The following is a 19,082-nucleotide window of genomic DNA, read 5'->3' on the forward strand; positions in this document are numbered from 1 at the left end:
CTCCGCGCCCCACGGCGTGTGCCACGCCGTCAGCCGCGCGGGAAATACAGCTTGGACTTGTCGAGCTTGTAGCTCCAGGGCAGGCCGGCGTTCTTCCAGCCGTTGACGCTGCGGCGGCCGTCCTTGGACAGGTCGCCCTCGAAGCCGTCGACCACCGAATAGACCCGCGTGTAGCCGTCATCGGCCAGGCGATTGGCGCCACGGCTGCTGCGGTCCCCCGAGCGGCAGATCAGCACCACGACATCGGTCTTGGCCAGACCTTTTTCGCTCAGGCGCCGGTTCACTTCGGGCACGAAATCCTGCAGCGGCTCGAGCCGGTAGATGTTGCGCTGCGCGTCCCAGTCGGTCATCAGTTCCTGATGCTCGACGTAGGGCACCAGCGCGTCCACCGGCGTGGCCATACCCACGTACATGGCCTCGGCGCGGGTGCGCAGATCGAGGAACAGCACACGCGCCGCACCGCCCTGCGCATCGATGAAGGCCGGCACCTCGCGCGCCTCCAGGTAGAGCGCCGCGCGCGTGCGCTTGGGCTCGGGCAAGCTCGCGGCATCGACGGCGGCCCGGGCCGACGCGACCGGCCACAACACCGCCGCTGCCGCCAGCCCGCCCAAGCGGCCGATGGCCGACCTGCGGGTGGTGGCCGGGCCGGTGGCCTCGAAAGAATGCGCGGATTCGTGAGCAGGTGCAGGCTGTTTCATGGCGTCGACGGGATGGAGGGTTGGGACAGGTCTCCAGCTTAATATAAGTGATTGCAAATATAGAGAATCTCGTCGTTTTCCCGTGCGCGCGAAGGCGCGACTTCAGGCCTCTTCGCCGATCACGAGCCGCGTGGCGCTGGCGTAGAAGTGCGGCGGGATCTCGAGGTTGGTGGGCGCGGGCTTGTTCTTGTAGACACGCCCGGCGCCGTCGAAGGTGGAGCCATGGCAAGGGCAGAAGAAGCCGCCCGGCCAGTCGGCCGGCAGGCTCGGGTTGGCAGTGCCTTGAGGCACTTCGGTCGGCGAGCAGCCCAGGTGGGTGCAGATGCCGATGGCCACGAACACCTCCGGGTGGATCGCCCGCGCCGGGTTGGCGGCGTAGGCCGGCTGCTGCTGGCGCGCCGATTGCGGATCGACCAGTTCGGCCTCGTGGCCCTGCAGCGCCGCCAGCATCGCGGGCGTGCGGCGCACCACCCACACCGGCTTGCCGCGCCACTCCACCGTCTGGCTGGCGCCGGGCGGGATCGCACCGATGTCGACCTCGACCGATCCGCCGGCCGCCTTGGCACGCTCGCTGGGCGCGAAGCTCGAGACCAGGGGAATCGCCGTGGCCGCAGCCGCCACGCCGCCGGCCGCGCCGCAGGCGATCAGCCAGCGGCGCCGATCGGGATCACCGGCCGACACGGTGCAGGCGGGGTTCGGGAGGGTGTGATCCATGGGTCGGTTCCTTGCCGTTGAACAGGGGGGCACGCGTGTCGGGATGGATCGCGCGCCATACCCCAACACGTATCAAGAGCCATGCCAGTTCGGCGTGCCGGAAAACATGTGCTGCGACAAGGACTTGGCGCTGGTCGCGGATGACACTGACAGTGTCGCGCGACGTCATGACTGACATGGATGGCAGTCGACTGCCATGAATGGCACAGGCGTCTCTTTATCAGCGTAGACTGATATTGATCCGCCACCCCTTGCCGAGCCCGACCGTCATGACGAGCGCCCTGCCCGAACTGGTGTCCTACCTCGAAGGCCTGCCCGAGCCTCACATCCTGTTCGACCGGCAGTACCGCATCCTGGCGGCCAACGCGGCCTACCGGCGCCAGTTCAGCCCCGACGCCTCGGTGCTGGGGCGCACCTGCCACGAGGTTTCGCACCGTTTCCGCGTGCCCTGCGATCAGGCCGGCGAGACCTGCCCGCTGGTGCGCGCCCGCGAGTCGGGACAGCGCGAGCGCGTGCTGCACCTGCACCACACCGCACAGGGCGAGGCCTACGTCGACATCGAACTCGTGCCCTTGCGCGATGCCAGCGGCGAGCAGACCTGTTTCATCGAAAAGATGGCGCCGCTGCGCGTGGCCCAGGGCGAGCCTGCCGCCGCAGGCCTGATCGGCCGCTCGCCGGCGTTTGCACGCCTGCTCGAACAGGTGGCGCGTGTCGGGCCGTCGAACGCCAGCGTGCTGCTGCTGGGTGAATCGGGCACCGGCAAGGAACTGATCGCCCACGCCGTGCACGAGGCCAGCGCACGCGCCGCGCACCCGCTGGTGGTGGTGGACTGCGCCAGCCTGCCGGAGTCGCTGTTCGAGAGCGAGCTGTTCGGCCACGAACGCGGTGCCTACACCGGCGCCCATGCGGCCCGGCCTGGCTTGGCAGAGGCCGCCAGCGGCGGCACGCTGTTCCTCGACGAGGTGGGCGACATCGCGCTGGCGATGCAGGTCAAGCTGCTGCGGCTGCTCGAAAGCGGCACCTATCGCCGGGTCGGCAGCACGGAGCTGCGCCGCACCGATCTGCGCGTGGTGGCGGCCACCCATCGCGACCTCAAGGCGATGGTGGCGGACGGGCGCTTTCGCGAAGACCTGTATCACCGGCTCAGCACGTTTCCGATCCGGCTGCCGGCCTTGCGCGAGCGGGCCGGCGACATCGCGCTGCTGGCCGTCGGGCTGCTGGCGCGGGTGGCCCCGCAGCGGCGCCTCGGCCTGTCGCGCCAGGCACTGGCCCGGCTGGGCACGCAGCCCTTTCCCGGCAATGTGCGCGAGCTGCGCAACGTGCTCGAACGCGCCGCCCTGTTCACCGACGGCACGCTGATCGACGACCTGCAGATCGAGCAGGCGCTCGCGGCCGACGGGCCCGTCGCACCGAGGGTGCCGGTGCGTGCAGCGGCCCCGCCAGAGGCCGGCCCCTCGTTGCGTGAGATGGCGAGCGCGCAACTGCAGGCCCGACTCGACGCCCACCACGGCAGCCGCGCCGAACTGGCGCGCCAGCTCGGCATCAGCGAGCGCTCGCTGTACCGCAAGCTGCGGGCCCTGGCGCCGCGCGAGTGAGCACGCGCCCGTGGCGATCACCCGGCGTTGCGGTGATCATGGCGCCCATGGACTACCTCACCCTCAAACTGATCCACCAGAGCGCCGTCGTGCTGTCGATCGGCGGTTTCGTGTTGCGCGGCTGGGCCAGCCTGAACGGCCAGGCCTGGGTGCGCGGCCGCGCCGCCAAGACGTTGCCGCACCTGATCGACAGCGTGCTGCTGGCCTCGGCCATCACGCTGGCCTGGCTGGCCGGACTGGTGCCCTGGCACACGCCGTGGCTGATGAGCAAGATCGTCGGCCTGCTGGTCTACATCGGGCTCGGCATGATCGCGCTCAAGCCCGGACGCGACCTGCGGCTGCGCTGGGCGGCGTGGCTGGGAGCACTGGTGACCTTCGGCTTCATCGTCTCGGTGGCGATCACCAAGCAGCCGGCGGGCTTTCTGTTACGGCTGGCTTGAGGCACGACCCTAAACTGGTCCGCCTGATCCACACCCGAACACCCACCATGCAACGACGTGCCCTGTTCCTGCTGCTCGCCTCGGCCCTGGCCGGCTGCGCCACGCTGACGGCCGAACGCGAGCCGCTGAAGATCAGCCTGGCGGGCATCGAGCCGCTGGCCGGCCAGGGGCTGGAGCTGCGCATGGCGGTCAAGCTGCGGGTGCAGAACCCGAACGACAACCCGGTCGACTACACCGGCGCGGCGCTCGACCTCGAGGTGCGCGGCCTCGCCTTCGCCAGCGGCGTCAGCGACGCCAGCGGCAGCGTGCCGCGTTTCGGCGAGGTGCTGCTGACGGTGCCGGTCACGGCCTCGGGTTTCGCGATGGTCCGGCAGGCGCTGTCGCTGGCCAACGGCGATCGCAGCAAGCTCGACTTCGTCGCCCGCGGCCTGCTCGCCAGCCGCGGCGCGGCGCCGGAACGCTTCACCGCGCGCGGCGATTTCGAGTGGCCGGACGCGCGGCCGTCCACGGCGCCATCGACCGGGCCGTGAACGCCGCAGCAGCCGGGCGCCCTACTTGGGCACCTCGTAGTGCTCGACCTTCACGGCGTCGAGGTGATAGCCGCTCACGCCCATCATCGAGTCGTCGCGCTGCGTCTTGAGCGTGCCGTTGACCCACACCGGCACCATGCCCTTGAAACCCTTCAGCGGCTGGGCCGGCAGCACGTGGATGATCTGGTTGGCCGGCGGCGGCGGGGTGTGGATGCAGGCACCGAAATACGGCACCAACAGGAACTCCTTCAACTCGCCCTTGGCCTCTTCGAGCGGCACGATGTAGCCGGCCAGCCGCACGCGCGCGCCGTTCATCAGCGGGTTGGTGGGCGCGGCGTCCCAGACCTCGCGCATCTCCTTGAGCATCGCCTCCGAGCGCGGGTCGTTGTCGGTCAGGCCGTCGAGCTTCTTGTCGCGGAAACGCTTGTAAGGATCCCAGTCCTTGGGCACCAGTTCGTCCCAGCGGATCTCCTTGAAGGGGGCCGGCGCGGCACGGCCGGCATCGGCCGCCTGCGCCGATGGCACCGGAGCAAACACCGCGACGCCGGCCATGGCGGCCAGCATCAGGGCGCCGAGCTTGAGGGCAAGTTTCATCGTCGATCTCCTTGTTGATGAACGGCCGCGCCGCCTCAGGCGCGCGGCGACAGCCCGTCGGCCAGCGACAGCCGATAGGCGCGCCAGCCCGGCACCAGGCTGGCCAGCCAGCCGCCGGCCAGCACCGCGGCCATCAGCAGCCACTCGTTGGCGGCGGGCGGCGAGAGCGTCAGCGCAAAGCCGAAACGATCCTGGAACCAGCCACCCAGCGTGGCCAGCAGCAACGCGCCAGACAGCAGCCCGAGCAGCACGCCGCACGCCGTGACGAGCGCACCCTCGATGGCCAGCAGCGCCAGCATCGTGCGCGGCCCGCAACCCACGGCACGCAGGATCGCCAGCTCGCGGCGGCGCTCGTTCAGCCCGGCCAGGATCACCGCCACCAGCCCGGCCAGGCTGACGACCGACACCAGCACGCTGACCGCCAGCAGGCCACGCTCGCCGGCACCGACCACCTCCCACAGCTCGTCGAGCGCCACGCCCGGCAGCACCGCCATCAGCGGCTCGTCACGGTAGTCGGCGATGCGGCGCTGCACCGAGAACACCGCCGCGCGGCTCTTGAGCCCGACCAGCACGGCGGTGACGTTGCGCGGCGTCAGGTCCTGCAGAACGGCCTGCTCGGCCGACACCGCCATGCCGGGCAGCGGCACGCCGGCGATCCAGTCGAGGTGCATCGCCTCCATGCCGGCCAGGCCGATGTGCAGCGAGCGATCGACCGGCGTGCCGGTGCGCGCCAGGATGCCGACCACCGTGAACGGCTTGTCGGCGTGGTCGTTGGCGGCGATGGCGCCGTCGCCGTGGCTCAGCACCACGCGGTCGCCGAGCCGGTAGCTCAATCGATGAGCCACCTCGGCGCCGAGCACGACGTCGAACACGCCCGCATCGGCAAACGGCCGGCCTTGCGCCAGCACCAGCGGCTGGCGATCGCCGTAGTGGAAGTGCTCGAAGTAGCCGGCGCTGGTCGCCACCACCGAGTAACCGCGGTGGCTGTCGCCCAGCGAGATCGGCACCGTCCACGCCACCGCCTTGTGCTGCGACAGATCCAGCACGCTCTGCCAGCGGATGTTGTTCGTGGCGCTGCCGATGCGGAAGACCGAATACAGCAGCAGCTGGACCGGCCCGGTGCGCGCGCCGACGATCAGGTCGGTGCCCGAGACCGACTGCGAAAAACCCTCGCGCACCTCGTTGCGGATGCGCTCGATGCCCAGCAGCAGCAGCGTCGACAGCGCGATCGACGCCACCACCAGCGACAGCACGAAGCGCCGGTTCCAGGCGCTGCGGGCGGCCAGTTGCAGCAGCGGCACAAAGCGTGTCATGCCGCCACCTCGCTGTCAGCCGCGGCGCGGTTGATCGACGGCAGATCGAGCTGGCGGTCGAAGGCCGCCGCCAGCCGCGTGTCATGGCTGACGAACAGCAGCGCGCTGCCGGCGTCAGCGCAGGCCTGCAGCAGCACGGCCATGAAGGACTCGCGCAGCGTCTCGTCGAGCGCCGAGGTCGGCTCGTCGGCGATCACCAGCTCGGGCGCGCCGATCAGCGCCCGCGCCGCCGCCACGCGCTGCTGCTGGCCGACCGACAGCTGCACCGCGCGGCGCGACCAGAAGACCTCGCCGAGGCCGAGCTGGCCGAGCAGCTGCTCAGCTCGCGCGCGCTGCGCCGCCGGGTTGGCACCGGCCCGCGCAGCCCGCGGTGCCGACAGCCGGCACGGCAGCAGCACGTTGTCCAGCACCGACAGATACGGCAGCAGGTTGAACTGCTGGAAGATGTAGCCGATGTGCGCGGCGCGCTGGCGGTCGCGCGCCGACGCCGACAGCCCCGACCAGCTCCGGCCGAGCAGGCTCGCCGTGCCGCTGCCGGCGAGTTGCACGCCCGCGGCCAGCGACAGCAGCGTGCTCTTGCCGCAGCCGCTGGGGCCGCGCAGGAACAGCGTCTGGCCGGCGGCCAGGGTCAGCTCGTCGATGTCGATCACGTCTCGCGCCGCACCGGGCCAGCGAAAGCGCACTTGCGCCAGCGCGAGCACCGGGCTCGCGGCGTTCACTTGCCCCATCGCAGCACCTTCTGCGGCCGCTTCAGGCGCTGCTTGAACTGGCCGGTGGGGCTGGCGATCTGCGCGTCGACGGTCTGGATGCGCTGGTAGCCGTCGAGCAGGCCGCCGAGATCGACCGAACGCAGCGCTGCGGCGTTGCCGCAGGTCCATTCGTAGCGGGCGTCGAGATCGGCGTGGTCGGCGTGCCCGCCGGCCTTGGTATCGGGTGCGAGCGCGGCCGAATCGGCGCTGGCGCTCTTGAGCGTGCAGGCCGCGGCGGCGTCGGGCACGAACAGGCCGTCGGGCTGGCGCAGACGCGCCAGCAGCGCCTGCGCGGCCTGCTTCTGCGCGGCGGTGCGCGGTGCGTGTTCGAAGCCGAGCAGGCTGTCGAGCGGGGCTTCCATCTCGATGGCCAGCGTCGGGCCGTCGATGGCGATGTCGAGCGTGAGCGCGCCGTGCTGGTGGCCGCCAGTGGCCGCATGGGCCTGCCACGCCGCCAGACCGAGCACGGTGGCCAACACGCAGTTGCGCAGTCGATCCGAGGTGCGGTGCGGGGAAACAGATGCGTGTGTCATGGGATGCGGCTTGAACGGGTGGAGGACATCGAACGGATCAGCCCGGAACGGCTCGGATACACGGCCCCTGACGGGCGTCAGTTGCGCGGGGCCGGCGCGGCGCCGAGCGCACTCGCCAGCGTCGCGACGTTGTGTTCCATCAGCCGCAGATAGCTGTCGGCCTCGCCGCCGGGGCGGGTCAGCGCGTCGCCGTGCAGTTGCCCGCCGACGACGGCGCCGCTGTCGCGCGCGATCTGCTGCATCAGGCGGCTGTCCTTCAGGCTGTCGATGAAGACCGCGCGAACCTGCAGCTTGCGGATCTGCGCGATCAGCCGCGCCACCGCGGCGGCCGAGGGTTCCTGGTCGTTGCGCCAGCCCAGCGGCGATAAAAACTCCAGTCCGTAGGCACCGCCGAGATAACCGAAGCCGCCGTGCGAGGTGATGACGCGCCGGCCGCTCTCGGGGATCGCACCCAGGCGCGCGCGGGCGCTGTGGTCGAAGCGGTCGATCTGCTGCAGATAGGCATCGGTGCGCTCGCGCACGCTGGCCGCCTGCGCCGGGCGCAAGGCCTGCAGCGCGGTGCTCAGGTTGCGCACGTACAGGCGCACGCTGGCCGGGTCGTGCCAGGCGTGCGGGTCGGGCGTGGGGCCGAGCTTGCGCGGCACCAGCCCGGCGCTGGCCACCTGCAGCACGCCGCGGTAGCCAGAGGCCTTGACCAGCCGCTCGATCCAGCCCTCGAAACCGAGGCCGTTGATCGCCACCAGGTCGGCGGCGGCCAGGCGCTTGACGTCACCGGGCGTGGGCGCGTAGGCGTGGGCGTCGCCCTCGGGGCCGACCAGCGCGCCGACCTCGGCGTCGGCCGGGGCGATCTGCCGCAGGATGTCGGCCAGGATCGAGAAACTGGCGACCAGGCGCAGCGGCTGCGCCTTGGCGGACTGTGCTCGGGCGGGGCCGAACGCGGTCAGGCCGGCACCAAAACCAAGTCCCGCCAGCAGGAGCTTGCGACGCGAAGCGATGTTCATCACGCGCCCTCCACGGCGGCCGGATGGCGGTCGCGCCGCAGCAGGTGCGGCAGCACGCCGTCGACCCGCCCCAGCAGCACCGACAGCAGATACGCGAGGCCGCTGACCAGCACGATGCTCGGCCCCGACGGCAGTTCGGCGTGGAAGGACAGCAGCAGCCCGGCCGCGCCGGCCAGCACCGCGATCGCCAGCGCCACGCAGACCATGCCGATCAGGCTGGCGGCCCAGAAGCGCGCGGCGATCGCCGGCAGCATCATCTGGCCGACCGCCATCAGCGTGCCCAGGGTCTGGAAGGCGCTGACCAGATTGGCCACCACCAGCACCAGCAACAGGCCGTGCACCCACGGCCCGGCGGCGCTGACGCTGCGCAGGAAACCGGCGTCGACGCTGTCCATCACCAGCGGCCGCCAGGCCAGCGCGAGCGCGAGCAGCGTCAGGCTGCAGACCGCGGCGATCAGCGCCAGCGCGGCGTCGTCGATCGCCAGCACGCTGCCGAACAGCACGTGCAGCAGGTCGGCACCGCCGCCGCGCAGCGACAGCAGCAGCACGCCCAGCGCCAGCGCCACCAGGTAGAAGGCGGTGAAGCTGGCGTCCTCGCGCTGGCGGGTGGCGCGGCTGACCGCGCCGGCCAGCAGCGCCACCAGCAGCGCGGCCACGAAGCTGCCGATGCCCATCGCGGTCAGCGACAGCCCGGCGACCAGATAACCGACCGCGGCGCCGGGCAGCAGCGCGTGCGCCATCGCCTCGCCGACCAGGCTCATGCGGCGCAGCACCAGCAGGCAACCCAGCGGCGCACCGCCGAGCGCGAGCGCCAGCGTGGCGACCAGGGCGCGGCGCATGAAGCCGAAATCGGCAAAGGGCTGGATGAGCAGGCTGTAGAGGTCCATGCGTATGCGAGATACGGGTGCGGGTCGCGGCCGGGCCGCGACGGATTCAGGCGGCTTGCAGCCAGGGGGCGGACGGGTTCAGCCAGGCGACGGCCGCGGACGGCTCGACCGTGCCGAGCACCTCGGCGGTCGGGCCCCAGGCGCGGCAGCGCTGGCCCGACAGGATCAGGGTCTGGTCGAAATGGCGGCGCACCTGCGCCAGGTCGTGCAGCACCGCGATGACGGTGCGGCCCTGCGCCACCCACTGCGCCAGCAGCGCCAGCAGGTCGGTGGTGGTCTGCTCGTCGACGGCGTTGAAGGGCTCGTCGAGCAGGATCACGTCGGCGTCCTGCAGCAGCAGGCGCGCGAACAGGGCACGCTGCCACTGCCCGGCCGACAGCTCGGCGACCGGCCGCCGGGCCGCATCGGCCAGGCCGACCTGCGCCAGCGCGGCGTCGATCAGCGCGCGGTGCGAGGCGTCGATGCGGCGCCACGCGCCCAGCCGCGGCCACAGGCCCATCGCCACCAGATCGTGCACCGAGACCGGAAAGCTGCGGTCGAACGCGGTCTGCTGCGGCAGATAGGCGATGCGGCTGCGCGGGTCGCGCTCGATCTGGCCGGCGGTCGGCCGCAACTGGCCGGCCAGCGCGGCCAGCAGGCTGCTCTTGCCGGCGCCGTTCGGGCCGATGACGGCGGTGGCGACACCGGGCTCGAAACGCCCGTTCAGGCCGATCAGCGCGGTGCGACCGCGGTGCGCCAGCGTCAGGTCACGCACGCTCAGCGCGCAGGGCTGCGTCGTCATGCCGGCGCCCCCGCCCACATCACGCACAGCCACAGCGCGCCGATCAGCAACACCGCCGCCGCGAGCCGGGCCGTCACGCTCCAGGCCATCATGCCGACACCTTGGCGCCAGCCTGGACGCAATCGGCACAGCGGCCGTGCAAGGTGATGTCGTGGCGCTCGACCGTGAAACCGGCCGGCGCGAGGCGCTCCATCGAGCCCGGGCAGGCCAGCACCGGAAAGACGCGGTCGCAGACCTCGCAATGGAAATGGTGCTGATGCGCATGCCGCACCAGCTCGTAGCGCGCCGCCTGGCCGGGCAGCTCGACCGCGCGCACCAGCGCATCGGCCTGCAGCGATTTCAGGTGGCGGTAGACGGTGGCGATGCCCAGCCCCGGCACACGCGACTGCGCGGCGGCCAGCAACTCCTGCGGCGCCATCGGGCGGCCGGCGGCTTCGAGGCTGACGCGCACAGCCTCGCGCTGGCGCGTGCTGCGCAAGGCCGGGCCGGTGGCCGGCGACACGAAGCCGCTGCACGGCGCCGCGCATTCACCTTCCGCATGGGCATGCGAATGGGTGTGGACGTGAGAGTGGGAATGCGCGGACGCTGCGGCCTTCATGCGTCAAATGATACGTGAATATCAATAAGACGACACACACGAAGGCCACGCCCGGATGGCAGAACGGCGCCGAGCGGCGCCGCGGGTCAGAGCATCTGCAGGCGGTTGCCGTCGACCTTGACACGCTGGCCGACCGCCGGCGAGCTGCTCTGCTCGATGGTGCGCACCTCGCCGCCATCGGTGCGCACCTTGACGCGGTAGACCGTGACGGCGCGGACCTGCTTCTCGACCTCGTTGCCGGCCACCGCGCCGCCGATGGCGCCGAGCACGGTCATCGCGGTGCGGCCGTTGCCGCCGCCGACCTGGTTGCCCAGCGCGCCGCCCACCACCGTACCGGCCACGGCGCCGACACCGGTGCCTTCACCCTTGCGCTGCACGGCGGTGACCGACTCGACCACGCCGCACATCGGGCAGGCCACCGCCGGTGCGGCATCGGCGGATGGGTTGCCGGTGGCATTTGATCGGGCCGACGAGGTGGGCTTGGCCGGCGCCTTCTTCGGCGCGTCGGCCTGGGCGTTGTCCTGCTGCGCGTTCATCTGCGCGGCGGCCGGCACCGGCTCGTCGGGCGCGCGCTCGGCACCACGGCCGGCGTAATAGGCGCCGGCGGCCACGGCACCGAGCGCCAGCACGCCGGCGGCGATCCAGCCCACGGGCAGACGCCCGGCGGCGGCCGGCATCGGCGCGGCCGCATGCGGGGTCATCGTCATGGCGCCACCGGAATGGGTGCGCGGCTCGACGACGACGGGGGAAACGGTGCGGGACATGGGGTACTCCTGGATCAGATCGGTGTCAGCAGGGATTGCACCGCACAAGCGCGGCTCAGCCGTGACGTGCCGGGAACATTGGTAACGAGCGGTCAACCACGGCGCCACACCCTGACAACAGGACACGCACCGCACACCCCCCGGCGCCGCCGTGCCACGCCGAAGACCTTGCGGCGATCGGCCCGTCCACGACCCGATGGCCGCCACCCGTGCCGCACAAGGCTGATCAGGCGCAGGGCCGAACAGCGCGTCTGCGCCACAATCCGCCCTCCCGCGACACGCGGAACCCACGCTCCATTCGAGGAAAACACATGAACAAAGCCGAACTGATCGAAGTCCTGGCCAAGCAGCACACCCTGTCCAAAGCCGAAGCCGCCCGCATCCTGGCGACCGTGCTCGACACCGTCGTGGCCACCGTCAAGAAGGGCGGCGCCGTCACCCTGCCGGGCTTCGGCTCGTTCAAGCAGCACGCCCGCGCAGCGCGCAACGGCGTCAACCCCGGCACCGGCGACAAGATCAAGATCGCCGCCGTGAAGCTGCCCAAGTTCACGCCCGGCACCGCCTTCAAGGCCGCCGTCGACCCGAAGGCTGCCGCTCGCAAGGCCGCCAAGGCCGCAGGCGCCGCACCGGTCAAGGTCGCAGCCAAGAAGGCCGCCAAGACCGCCGCCAAGCCGGCCGCACGCAAGTCGGGCAAGACCGGCGGCTGAAGCGGCTGCGTGGGCCTCGGCCAGTGCCGGGGCCCACGCGAGCTCAGACCGGCGCCGAACCTGAACCTGATTGCACCGCCGGCTGCACCACGGCAGGCGGCTTGCCCGAACCGCGCAAGGGCAGCAGCCGCGAGATCAGGTCGAACCAGAACGGCGCGCCCAGCAAGGCCGCCAGCGCGGTGATGACCCAGCCGATCGGCGTGGTCCAGTGGAAGCCGGTGAAGTCGATCGCGGTGGTGCGGGCCTGATCGTCGACCTGCCAGTTCCAGCCCATCGGCAGCTGCAGTTCGCGCACCTCGTTGCGCGCCTTGACGACCGCGCGGATCTGCTCGGCCACCACGGCCGCATCCACACCCGATGCCGCCGCAGCGCCCACCCCCGCACCGGCAGCCGCCGGCGTCCCCTGCGCCAGAGCCGGGATCGCCCATTGCTCGACGATGCGTTGCGACTCGGCCGGATTGCGTTTCAGGTAGCCGGCGATCGCGATCGAATCGACGTTCATCAGCATCGACACCAGCAGCGCCAGCGCAAAACCGGCCAGCTGCGCGCGCCGCTTGTACCAGCCCGAGACGCGGTCCATGACCTCGTTGAAATGCGCCTCGATGGCCGCCTGCAGCGCCTGCGGGCTACCTTCGGCCCGATCGACCAGCACGCCGAGCTGGCGCTTGAGGGCCGACTCGGGCAGACGCTCGATCGCATCCGGCAAGCCCCTGAACAGCTTCTGCTTCGTGTCGGTGATGCGCACCAGCTCGTCGGCCAGCGCCACCGCAAACGTCGAGGCGGCGATGTAGGCCGGCAGGCGCTTGCGGCGGGTGTCGCTGAGCGCCTTGATCGACGGATGTTCGTAGATCACGTCGGCCAGGCCGGGGCCCTGCGCCGAGCCCGCGGCGGCGCCCTGCAGGATGCTCTCGATGCCGCGCTTGAGGTAGAGGCCGCGCCACTGCAGCGCCGACGCCAGCATCTCCTGCAGGCCGCTCACCAGCCCGGCCATCATCATGTAGACCAGCGCCAGCGAGATGGCGACGTCGATCATTTGCATGGGGTCCTCCACCCGTCGATCACGCCGCGATTCTGCGGGCCGGCGGAGGATTGCGGAAGCCTGCCGCGCTTCAGCCGCGCTTGGCCACCAGCGTCAGGATGTCGTAGCTCGCCACCAGTTCGCCGAGCTGGTTGGTGACCTCGACGTCCCACGCCACCACGCCCTGCCCCACACCCTTGGCATCGACGCGGTTGCGGTCGATCTTGCGCTTGGCAGTGAGCCGCGCCTGGATGGTGTCGCCGATCGCCACCGGCTTGACGAAGCGCAGCGCGTCGAGGCCGTAGTTGGCCAGCACGGGGCCGGGGGCCGGGCTGACGAACAGCCCCGCCGCGGCCGACAGCACGAAGTAGCCGTGCGCGATGCGCTGGCCGAACTGCGTGTCCTTGGCCGCGATGGCGTCGAAGTGCATGTAGAAGTAGTCGCCCGAGATGCCGCCGAAGTTGACGAGGTCGGCCTCGGTGACGGTGCGGCGGTGCGTCAGCAGGCTCTCGCCGATCTGCAGCTCCTCGAAGTGACGGCGGAACGGATGAACCTCGGTCTCGATCACCTGGGCGCCGCGCACATGTTCGCCGGTGATGGCGGCGAGCATCGTCGGCGAGCCCTGCACGGCGGTGCGCTGCAGGTAGTGCTTGACGGCGCGCATGCCGCCGAGTTCTTCGCCGCCACCGGCTCGGCCCGGGCCGCCGTGCTTGAGCATCGGCAGCGGTGAGCCGTGGCCGGTCGATTCGACGGCAGCTTCGCGGTCGAGCACCAGCAGGCGGCCGTGCAATGCGGCGGCGACCGGGATCACGCGCGCGGCAATGGCCGGGCTTTTCGTCACCAGCGTGCCGACCAGGCTGCCGCGGCCACGGGCGGCGAGCGCCAGCGCTTCGTCGATGCCGTCGTACGCCATCAGCGTGCTGACCGGCCCGAACGCTTCGACGTCGTGCACCGCGTCGTGCTGCAGCGGCTGGCGGCTGAGCAGCAGCGTGGGCGAGAAGAACGCACCCTCGGCCACGCCCGTGCCTTGCGGCGCGGCGCCATCTTTCGCGCCGTAGACCTGTTCGCAGCCCTGCAGCAGCAGCGCGACCCGCTCGGCCACGTCGGCCTGCTGCGCGTGCGAGGCCAGCGGCCCCATGCGCACGCCTTCGAGCGACGGATCACCCACCGTCGTCTTCGCCAGCCGCGCACGCAGCTTCTCGGCCACCGCATCGAGATGCTGGCGCGGCACGATGGCGCGGCGGATCGCGGTGCATTTCTGGCCGGCCTTGACGGTCATCTCGCGCGCCACCTCCTTGACGAAGAGCTCGAACTCCTCGTCGTCGGGCGACACATCGGGCGCCAGGATCGCGCAGTTGAGCGAGTCGGCCTCGGCGTTGAACGGGATCGAGTGGCGCACGATGTTCGGGTGCACACGCAGCTTGGCGGCGGTGTCGGCCGAGCCGGTGAAGGTGACGACATCGCTGCCGTCGAGCCGATCCAGCAGATCGCCCGTGCCGCCGATCACCAGCTGCAAGGCGCCCGCGGGCAGCAGGCCGCTGGCGTCGATCAGGCGCACCAGCGCTTCGGTCAGATAACTCGTGGCCGTCGCCGGTTTGCCGATGCACGGCATGCCGGCCAGGAAGCTCGGCGCGAACTTCTCCAGCAGGCCCCAGATCGGAAAGTTGAACGCATTGATGTGCACCGCCAGGCCGCCGCGTGGCACCAGGATGTGCGTGGCCGCGAAGCCGCCCTTCTTGCTCAGGTTCAGCACCGGGCCTTCGTGCAGCAGGTTGCCGCTGGGCAGCTCGTTGCTGCCGGCACTGGCGTAGGCGAACAGCGTGCCGGTGCCGCCCTCGATGTCGATCCAGCTGTCGGTGCGCGTCGCGCCGGTGTGGGCCGAGACTGCGTACAGCTGCTCCTTGTGTTCGTTGAGGTACTTGGCCAGCGCCTTCAGGCGTTGCGCGCGCTGCTGGAAATCCAGCGCCAGCAGGCCGGGCAAGCCGGTGCGGCGCGCGTAGGCCACGGCCTCGCCGAAGTCGATCGCGTCGGCGTGGGTGGCGGCCACGGGCTGGCCGTTGATCGCGCTGCGCAGCGTCTGTGCGGCTTGCGTGCCGATCCAGCGGCCACCGATGTGGCTCTGCAAAACGGAAGGATGCATGGGTTCAGTCTCGGTGGGTATCAGCGTGCGTTCAGCGAGCGTCAAAGCTCAGCACCACGCGCTCGGTCAGCGGGTGCGCCTGGCAGCACAGCACGTAGCCGGCGGCCACCTCGGCCTTGTCGAGCGCGAAGTTGCGCTCCATGCGCACCTGGCCTTCGAGCAGCTTGGCGCGACAGGTGCCGCAGACACCCGAGGTGCACGAGAACGGCATCTCCAGCCCCGCGGCGCTGGCGCAATCGAGGATGCTCGGCTGCTCGCGGCGGAACACGATCTCGCGGCTGAGGCCGTCGCGGATGATGGTGACACGCGCCTGCTCGGCGTCGCCCGGCTGCGCCTCGTGCACCACCGCGCCGACTGGCGCACCGGCCGGCTGCGCCACGCCGAAACGTTCGATGTGGATGCGCTCTTCGGGCACGCCCGCCGCCAGCATCGCGGCCTCGGCCTCGTCGTTCATCTGGAACGGACCGCAGACGTAGGCGTGGTCGATCTGCGCCGCCGGCACCAGCACGCGCAGGAACTCGCCGATCTTGTCGCGGTTCATCAGGCCTTCGTTGATCGGCGAATCGGTGTGTTCATCCGAAAAGACGTGGTGCAGGACGAGCCGCGTCAGGTAGCGGTTCTTGAGGTCCTCGATCTCCTCCTTGAACATCGTCGACTGCAGCGAGCGGTTGCCGTAGATCAGCGTGAAGCGGCTGGCCGGCTCGCGCGCCAGCACCGTCTTCATGATCGACAGGATCGGCGTGATGCCACTGCCGCCGGCAATGCCGAGGTGATGGCGCCGCGCTGCAGGCTCGATCGGTACGAAGAAACGGCCCTGCGGCGCCATCACCTGCAGGCGGTCGCCGACCTTCAACTCGGCGTTGATCCAGTTCGAGAACACACCGCCCTTGACCTTGCGCACGCCCACGCGCAGCTCGCCGTCGTCGACACCGGCGCAGATCGAATACGAGCGCCGCAGGTCCTGGCCATCGACGTGGTGGCGCAGCGTCAGGTACTGGCCCTGCGTGAAGCCGAAGGTCTCGCGCAGTTCGGGCGGTACCTCGAAGGTGACGATCACCGCTTCGGCGGTATCGGGCTCGATCGCGCGCACGCGCAATGAATGAAAGAGAACCGATGTCATGACAGCCCCTCGACCGACGGGTACATCGCCCGATCCCCCAAGGGGATACGGGCCGGCTTGGGAGCGGCCCGGCGCTCGGCCCGCGGCAATCGCTTCGAGAAAGTCAGGCTCATGGTGCCCCTCAAATAGGCTTGAATTGTTCGAACGGTTCGCGGCAGGCCAGACAGCGCCACAACGCCTTGCAGGCGGTGGATCCGAAGGCCGACAGGCGTTCGGTGTGATCGCTGCCGCAGCGCGGGCAGGCGATGTTGATCAGCGCGGCGCGGCGTGGCTGGAAGCGCACCACCGCGGTCATTCCCACCGCAGCGCCCGGCTCGGTCGGGCCGGGTGGTGCGATGCCGTACTCGCGCAGCTTGCGCTTACCGTCGGCGCTGATCCAGTCGGTAGTCCAGGCCGGGTCGCGACGCATGCGCGCGCTGGCCGGGCCCAGGCCGGCGGCCTCGATCGCATCGAGCACGCTGCGTTCGATCACCTCGGTGGCCGGGCAGCCGGAATAGGTCGGCGTCAGCACCACCTCGATGCCGCCGCCGTCGACCGCGTTGACCTCGCGCACGATGCCCAGATCGGTGACGGAGATGGCGGGCACCTCGGGATCGGGCACCTCGGCCAGCACCTGCCAGGCGCGAGCGATGCGCGCCCCGGCCGTGTCGGCGCTCGCGGCCTCGATGGTCACCACACGCCTCCGGGATAGGTGCGCTGCAGGTACTGCATCTCGGCCAAGATGCGGCCCATGTGCTCGGTGTGCACGCCGCGTTTGCCGGTGCTGCGGAAGGCCGACGGCGCCGGCGCGCTCAGGTGGGCGGCGGACAGGATCGCCTCCATGTCGGTCAACCAGTCGGCCAGCAGTTCGGAGCTGGCCGGGCCCAGGCCGGTGGCGGCGGCATGCGCGTCGACGGCATCGTCCTCGAACAGCTCGGGCGCATAGCGCCACAGCTCGCCGAGCGCACGCGCCATGCGGCGCGCCGATTCGGGCGTGCCGTCACCCAGGCGCAGCACCCAGTCGGCGGCGTGCTGCTGGTGGTAACGCGCCTCCTTGACGGCCTTGCCGGCGATGCCGGCCAGCTCGGCATCGCTGGACGCCTGCAGGCGCTGCCACATCAGGTGCAGCCAGGTCGCGACCATCGCGTTGCGCAGCACGGTGAAGGCGAAGTCGCCGCGCGGCAGCTCGACCAGCGTCGGGTTGACGTAGTCGCGTTCGTCGCGCAGGAAGGCGAGCTGGTCTTCATCGAGCGCCACGCCGGTGCCGGATGCACCGGCACCGAGCTGGCCGGCACGCGTCAACAACGCGCGCGACTGGCCGATCAGGTCGAGCGACATGTTCGTCAGCGCGATGTCTTCTTCGAGGATGGGCGCGTGGCCGCACCACTCACCCAGGCGCTGGGCCAGGATCAGGCAGGTGTCGCCCAGGCGCAGCACGTACTGCGCCGCGGGGTCACGGCTCGGGGTCACGGAGGCTTGCATCGTCACGCTCACATGTGGTCCACGGACTTCGGGAGTTGATAGAAGGTCGGGTGGCGGTACACCTTGTCCTCCATCGGATCGAAGTACATGTCCTTGTCGCCGGGGTCGCTGGCGGTGATCTGGTCCGAGCGCACCACCCACACGCTGGTGCCCTCCTGCCGGCGCGTGTAGACATCGCGCGCCAGCTGGATCGCCATGCGCGCGTCGGCCGCATGCAGGCTGCCGCAGTGCTTGTGATCGAGGCCGGCCTTGCTGCGCACGAACACCTCGTACAGCGGCCATTCGTTGGCCAGGGTTGCAACGTCGCTCATGATTCGGTTTCTCCGGTTGGACGGTCAGGCCGCCTGCTGTTGCGGCGCGGTCGGTGCATCGGGCGAATGCTTGCGGGCGTGTGCCAATGCGGCCTCGCGCACCCATTCGCCGTCTTCCCAGGCCTGCACGCGCATGGCCAGGCGTTCACGGTTGCAGGGGCCGTCGCCGCCCACCACGCGCCAGAACTCGGCCCAGTCGATGACACCAAAATCCCAATGGCCGCGGGCCTCGTTCCACTTCAGGTCCGGGTCGGGCAGCGTGATGCCGAGCACCTTGGCCTGGTCGACGGTGGCGTCGATGAACTTCTGGCGCAGGTCGTCGTTCGAGACCCGCTTGATGCCCCAGCGCATGCTCTGCGCGGTGTTGGGCGACTGGTCGTCGGGCGGGCCGAACATCATGATCGACGGCCACCACCAGCGGTTGACGGCGTCCTGCACCATCGCCTTCTGCGCCTCGGTGCCCTTCGTCATCATCACCAGCAGCGCGTCGTAACCCTGGCGCTGATGAAAACTTTCTTCGCGGCAGATGCGGATCATCGCCCGCGCATACGGCGCGTACGAGCAGCGGCAGATCGGCACCTGGTTCATGATCGCCGCGCCGTCGACCAGCCAGCCGATCACGCCGATGTCGGCCCAGGTCAGCGTCGGGTAGTTGAAGATCGAGCTGTATTTGGCGCGGCCGCTGTGCAGGCCGTCGAGCAGCTGGTCGCGGCTCTGGCCGAGCGTCTCGGCGGCGGCGTAGAGGTAGAGGCCGTGGCCGCCTTCGTCCTGCACCTTGGCCAGCAGGATCGCCTTGCGCTTGAGCGTCGGGGCGCGGCCGATCCAGTTGCCCTCGGGCAGCATGCCGACGATCTCGCTGTGCGCGTGCTGGCTGATCTGCCGCGTCAGCGTCTTGCGGTAGTTGTCGGGCATCCAGTCCTTGGCCTCGATGAAGTCGCCGGCGTCGATGCGTTCGTCGAAACGCGCCTGCAACTGCATCTCTTCGGCCGAGCGCAAGGCCTTGGGCGCGTCGGCGCCTTCCTTGCCCATCGTGTCCATCGCTTGTGTGTACATGCGCGTCCTTGTGTCCTGCGGAATTCATTGACCGTCCGGTCGGTAAATTATGAATTCGCGATCGGCTTGATGCAA

General features: G+C 70.4%; 22 protein-coding genes. 4 read left to right on the forward strand and 18 right to left on the reverse strand.

Going from position 1 to position 19,082, the window contains the following annotated elements; genetic code table 11:
- Positions 1-29: 29 nt before the first annotated feature.
- Both LCHO_RS17685 and petA read right to left on the reverse strand, forming a co-directional pair.
- A complete protein-coding gene (locus LCHO_RS17685) occupies positions 30-698 on the reverse strand; it encodes a rhodanese-like domain-containing protein (protein WP_012348552.1) in 669 nt (222 codons plus the stop codon).
- A 102-nt stretch (positions 699-800) separates the two neighbouring features.
- A complete protein-coding gene (gene petA, locus LCHO_RS17690) occupies positions 801-1,412 on the reverse strand; it encodes a ubiquinol-cytochrome c reductase iron-sulfur subunit (RefSeq protein WP_012348553.1) in 612 nt (203 codons plus the stop codon).
- A 269-nt stretch (positions 1,413-1,681) separates the two neighbouring features.
- Here petA and LCHO_RS17695 point away from each other — a divergent pair, with 269 nt between their 5' ends.
- Genes LCHO_RS17695 through LCHO_RS17705 form a run of 3 tightly spaced genes read left to right on the forward strand, consistent with a single transcriptional unit; the run spans position 1,682 to position 3,977 of the window.
- Positions 1,682-3,007, forward strand: coding sequence for a sigma-54 interaction domain-containing protein (locus LCHO_RS17695; RefSeq protein WP_012348554.1), 1,326 nt, complete (start codon positions 1,682-1,684; stop codon positions 3,005-3,007).
- A gap of 47 nt (positions 3,008-3,054) precedes the next feature.
- Positions 3,055-3,447 (forward strand): SirB2 family protein, encoded by a 393-nt coding sequence (locus tag LCHO_RS17700; protein ID WP_043704458.1) that lies wholly within the window; start codon positions 3,055-3,057, stop codon positions 3,445-3,447.
- Between the two features lie 47 nt (positions 3,448-3,494).
- Positions 3,495-3,977: an LEA/WHy family protein gene (locus tag LCHO_RS17705; protein WP_012348556.1), complete on the forward strand. Its 483-nt coding sequence runs from the start codon at positions 3,495-3,497 to the stop codon at positions 3,975-3,977.
- Between the two features lie 21 nt (positions 3,978-3,998).
- On the opposite strand, the gene LCHO_RS17710 is transcribed toward LCHO_RS17705, so the two are convergent.
- The 9 genes from LCHO_RS17710 to LCHO_RS17750 form a co-directional block, all read right to left on the reverse strand.
- Positions 3,999-4,571: a DUF3299 domain-containing protein gene (locus tag LCHO_RS17710; protein WP_012348557.1), complete on the reverse strand. Its 573-nt coding sequence runs from the start codon at positions 4,569-4,571 to the stop codon at positions 3,999-4,001.
- A 35-nt stretch (positions 4,572-4,606) separates the two neighbouring features.
- Entirely contained in the window at positions 4,607-5,884 is a 1,278-nt protein-coding gene (locus tag LCHO_RS17715) for an ABC transporter permease (RefSeq protein ID WP_012348558.1), read from the reverse strand.
- Positions 5,881-6,612: an ABC transporter ATP-binding protein gene (locus tag LCHO_RS17720; RefSeq protein WP_012348559.1), complete on the reverse strand. Its 732-nt coding sequence runs from the start codon at positions 6,610-6,612 to the stop codon at positions 5,881-5,883. The genes LCHO_RS17715 and LCHO_RS17720 overlap by 4 nt, the downstream gene beginning before the upstream one ends.
- The gene (locus LCHO_RS17725; RefSeq protein ID WP_012348560.1) at positions 6,600-7,166 is read right to left on the reverse strand and encodes a ZrgA family zinc uptake protein; all 567 of its coding nucleotides are present in this window, start codon (positions 7,164-7,166) and stop codon (positions 6,600-6,602) included. Before LCHO_RS17725 ends, LCHO_RS17720 begins: the two co-directional genes overlap by 13 nt.
- A gap of 77 nt (positions 7,167-7,243) precedes the next feature.
- On the reverse strand, positions 7,244-8,167 hold the full coding sequence (locus LCHO_RS17730) for a metal ABC transporter solute-binding protein, Zn/Mn family (RefSeq protein WP_012348561.1): 924 nt from the start codon (positions 8,165-8,167) through the stop codon (positions 7,244-7,246).
- Complete coding sequence (locus LCHO_RS17735) at positions 8,167-9,054, reverse strand: metal ABC transporter permease (RefSeq protein WP_012348562.1); 888 nt, start codon at positions 9,052-9,054, stop codon at positions 8,167-8,169. Before LCHO_RS17735 ends, LCHO_RS17730 begins: the two co-directional genes overlap by 1 nt.
- A 46-nt stretch (positions 9,055-9,100) precedes the next feature.
- On the reverse strand, positions 9,101-9,835 hold the full coding sequence (gene aztA, locus LCHO_RS17740; RefSeq protein WP_012348563.1) for a zinc ABC transporter ATP-binding protein AztA: 735 nt from the start codon (positions 9,833-9,835) through the stop codon (positions 9,101-9,103).
- Between the two features lie 88 nt (positions 9,836-9,923).
- Entirely contained in the window at positions 9,924-10,337 is a 414-nt protein-coding gene (locus tag LCHO_RS17745; protein WP_012348565.1) for a Fur family transcriptional regulator, read from the reverse strand.
- A 182-nt stretch (positions 10,338-10,519) separates the two neighbouring features.
- On the reverse strand, positions 10,520-11,197 hold the full coding sequence (locus tag LCHO_RS17750; protein WP_012348566.1) for an outer membrane lipoprotein: 678 nt from the start codon (positions 11,195-11,197) through the stop codon (positions 10,520-10,522).
- 251 nt (positions 11,198-11,448) lie between these two features.
- Between LCHO_RS17750 and LCHO_RS17755 the strand changes: the two genes are divergently transcribed.
- Positions 11,449-11,904, forward strand: a complete 456-nt coding sequence (locus tag LCHO_RS17755) for an HU family DNA-binding protein (protein ID WP_223210567.1) — start codon at positions 11,449-11,451, stop codon at positions 11,902-11,904.
- A 43-nt stretch (positions 11,905-11,947) separates the two neighbouring features.
- Here LCHO_RS17755 and LCHO_RS17760 read toward each other — a convergent pair whose 3' ends face one another.
- The 7 genes from LCHO_RS17760 to paaA form a co-directional block, all read right to left on the reverse strand.
- Complete coding sequence (locus LCHO_RS17760; RefSeq protein ID WP_012348568.1) at positions 11,948-12,943, reverse strand: hypothetical protein; 996 nt, start codon at positions 12,941-12,943, stop codon at positions 11,948-11,950.
- A 70-nt stretch (positions 12,944-13,013) separates the two neighbouring features.
- Positions 13,014-15,062 carry a phenylacetic acid degradation bifunctional protein PaaZ gene (paaZ, locus tag LCHO_RS17765; RefSeq protein ID WP_012348569.1) on the reverse strand — a complete coding sequence of 683 codons (2,049 nt, stop codon included), beginning with the start codon at positions 15,060-15,062 and terminating at the stop codon, positions 13,014-13,016.
- 31 nt (positions 15,063-15,093) lie between these two features.
- Positions 15,094-16,182 (reverse strand): 1,2-phenylacetyl-CoA epoxidase subunit PaaE, encoded by a 1,089-nt coding sequence (gene paaE, locus LCHO_RS17770; protein ID WP_012348570.1) that lies wholly within the window; start codon positions 16,180-16,182, stop codon positions 15,094-15,096.
- 121 nt (positions 16,183-16,303) lie between these two features.
- Complete coding sequence (gene paaD / locus LCHO_RS17775; protein WP_012348572.1) at positions 16,304-16,855, reverse strand: 1,2-phenylacetyl-CoA epoxidase subunit PaaD; 552 nt, start codon at positions 16,853-16,855, stop codon at positions 16,304-16,306.
- Entirely contained in the window at positions 16,852-17,643 is a 792-nt protein-coding gene (gene paaC, locus LCHO_RS17780) for a 1,2-phenylacetyl-CoA epoxidase subunit PaaC (RefSeq protein WP_012348573.1), read from the reverse strand. The genes paaD and paaC overlap by 4 nt, the downstream gene beginning before the upstream one ends.
- A gap of 8 nt (positions 17,644-17,651) precedes the next feature.
- Positions 17,652-17,954, reverse strand: coding sequence for a 1,2-phenylacetyl-CoA epoxidase subunit PaaB (gene paaB / locus LCHO_RS17785; RefSeq protein WP_012348574.1), 303 nt, complete (start codon positions 17,952-17,954; stop codon positions 17,652-17,654).
- A gap of 24 nt (positions 17,955-17,978) precedes the next feature.
- Positions 17,979-19,007, reverse strand: coding sequence for a 1,2-phenylacetyl-CoA epoxidase subunit PaaA (gene paaA / locus LCHO_RS17790; RefSeq protein ID WP_012348575.1), 1,029 nt, complete (start codon positions 19,005-19,007; stop codon positions 17,979-17,981).
- Between the last annotated feature and the right edge of the window lie 75 nt (positions 19,008-19,082).

The organism is Leptothrix cholodnii SP-6 (assembly GCF_000019785.1).
GTDB classification, from domain to species: domain Bacteria; phylum Pseudomonadota; class Gammaproteobacteria; order Burkholderiales; family Burkholderiaceae_C; genus Sphaerotilus; species Sphaerotilus cholodnii.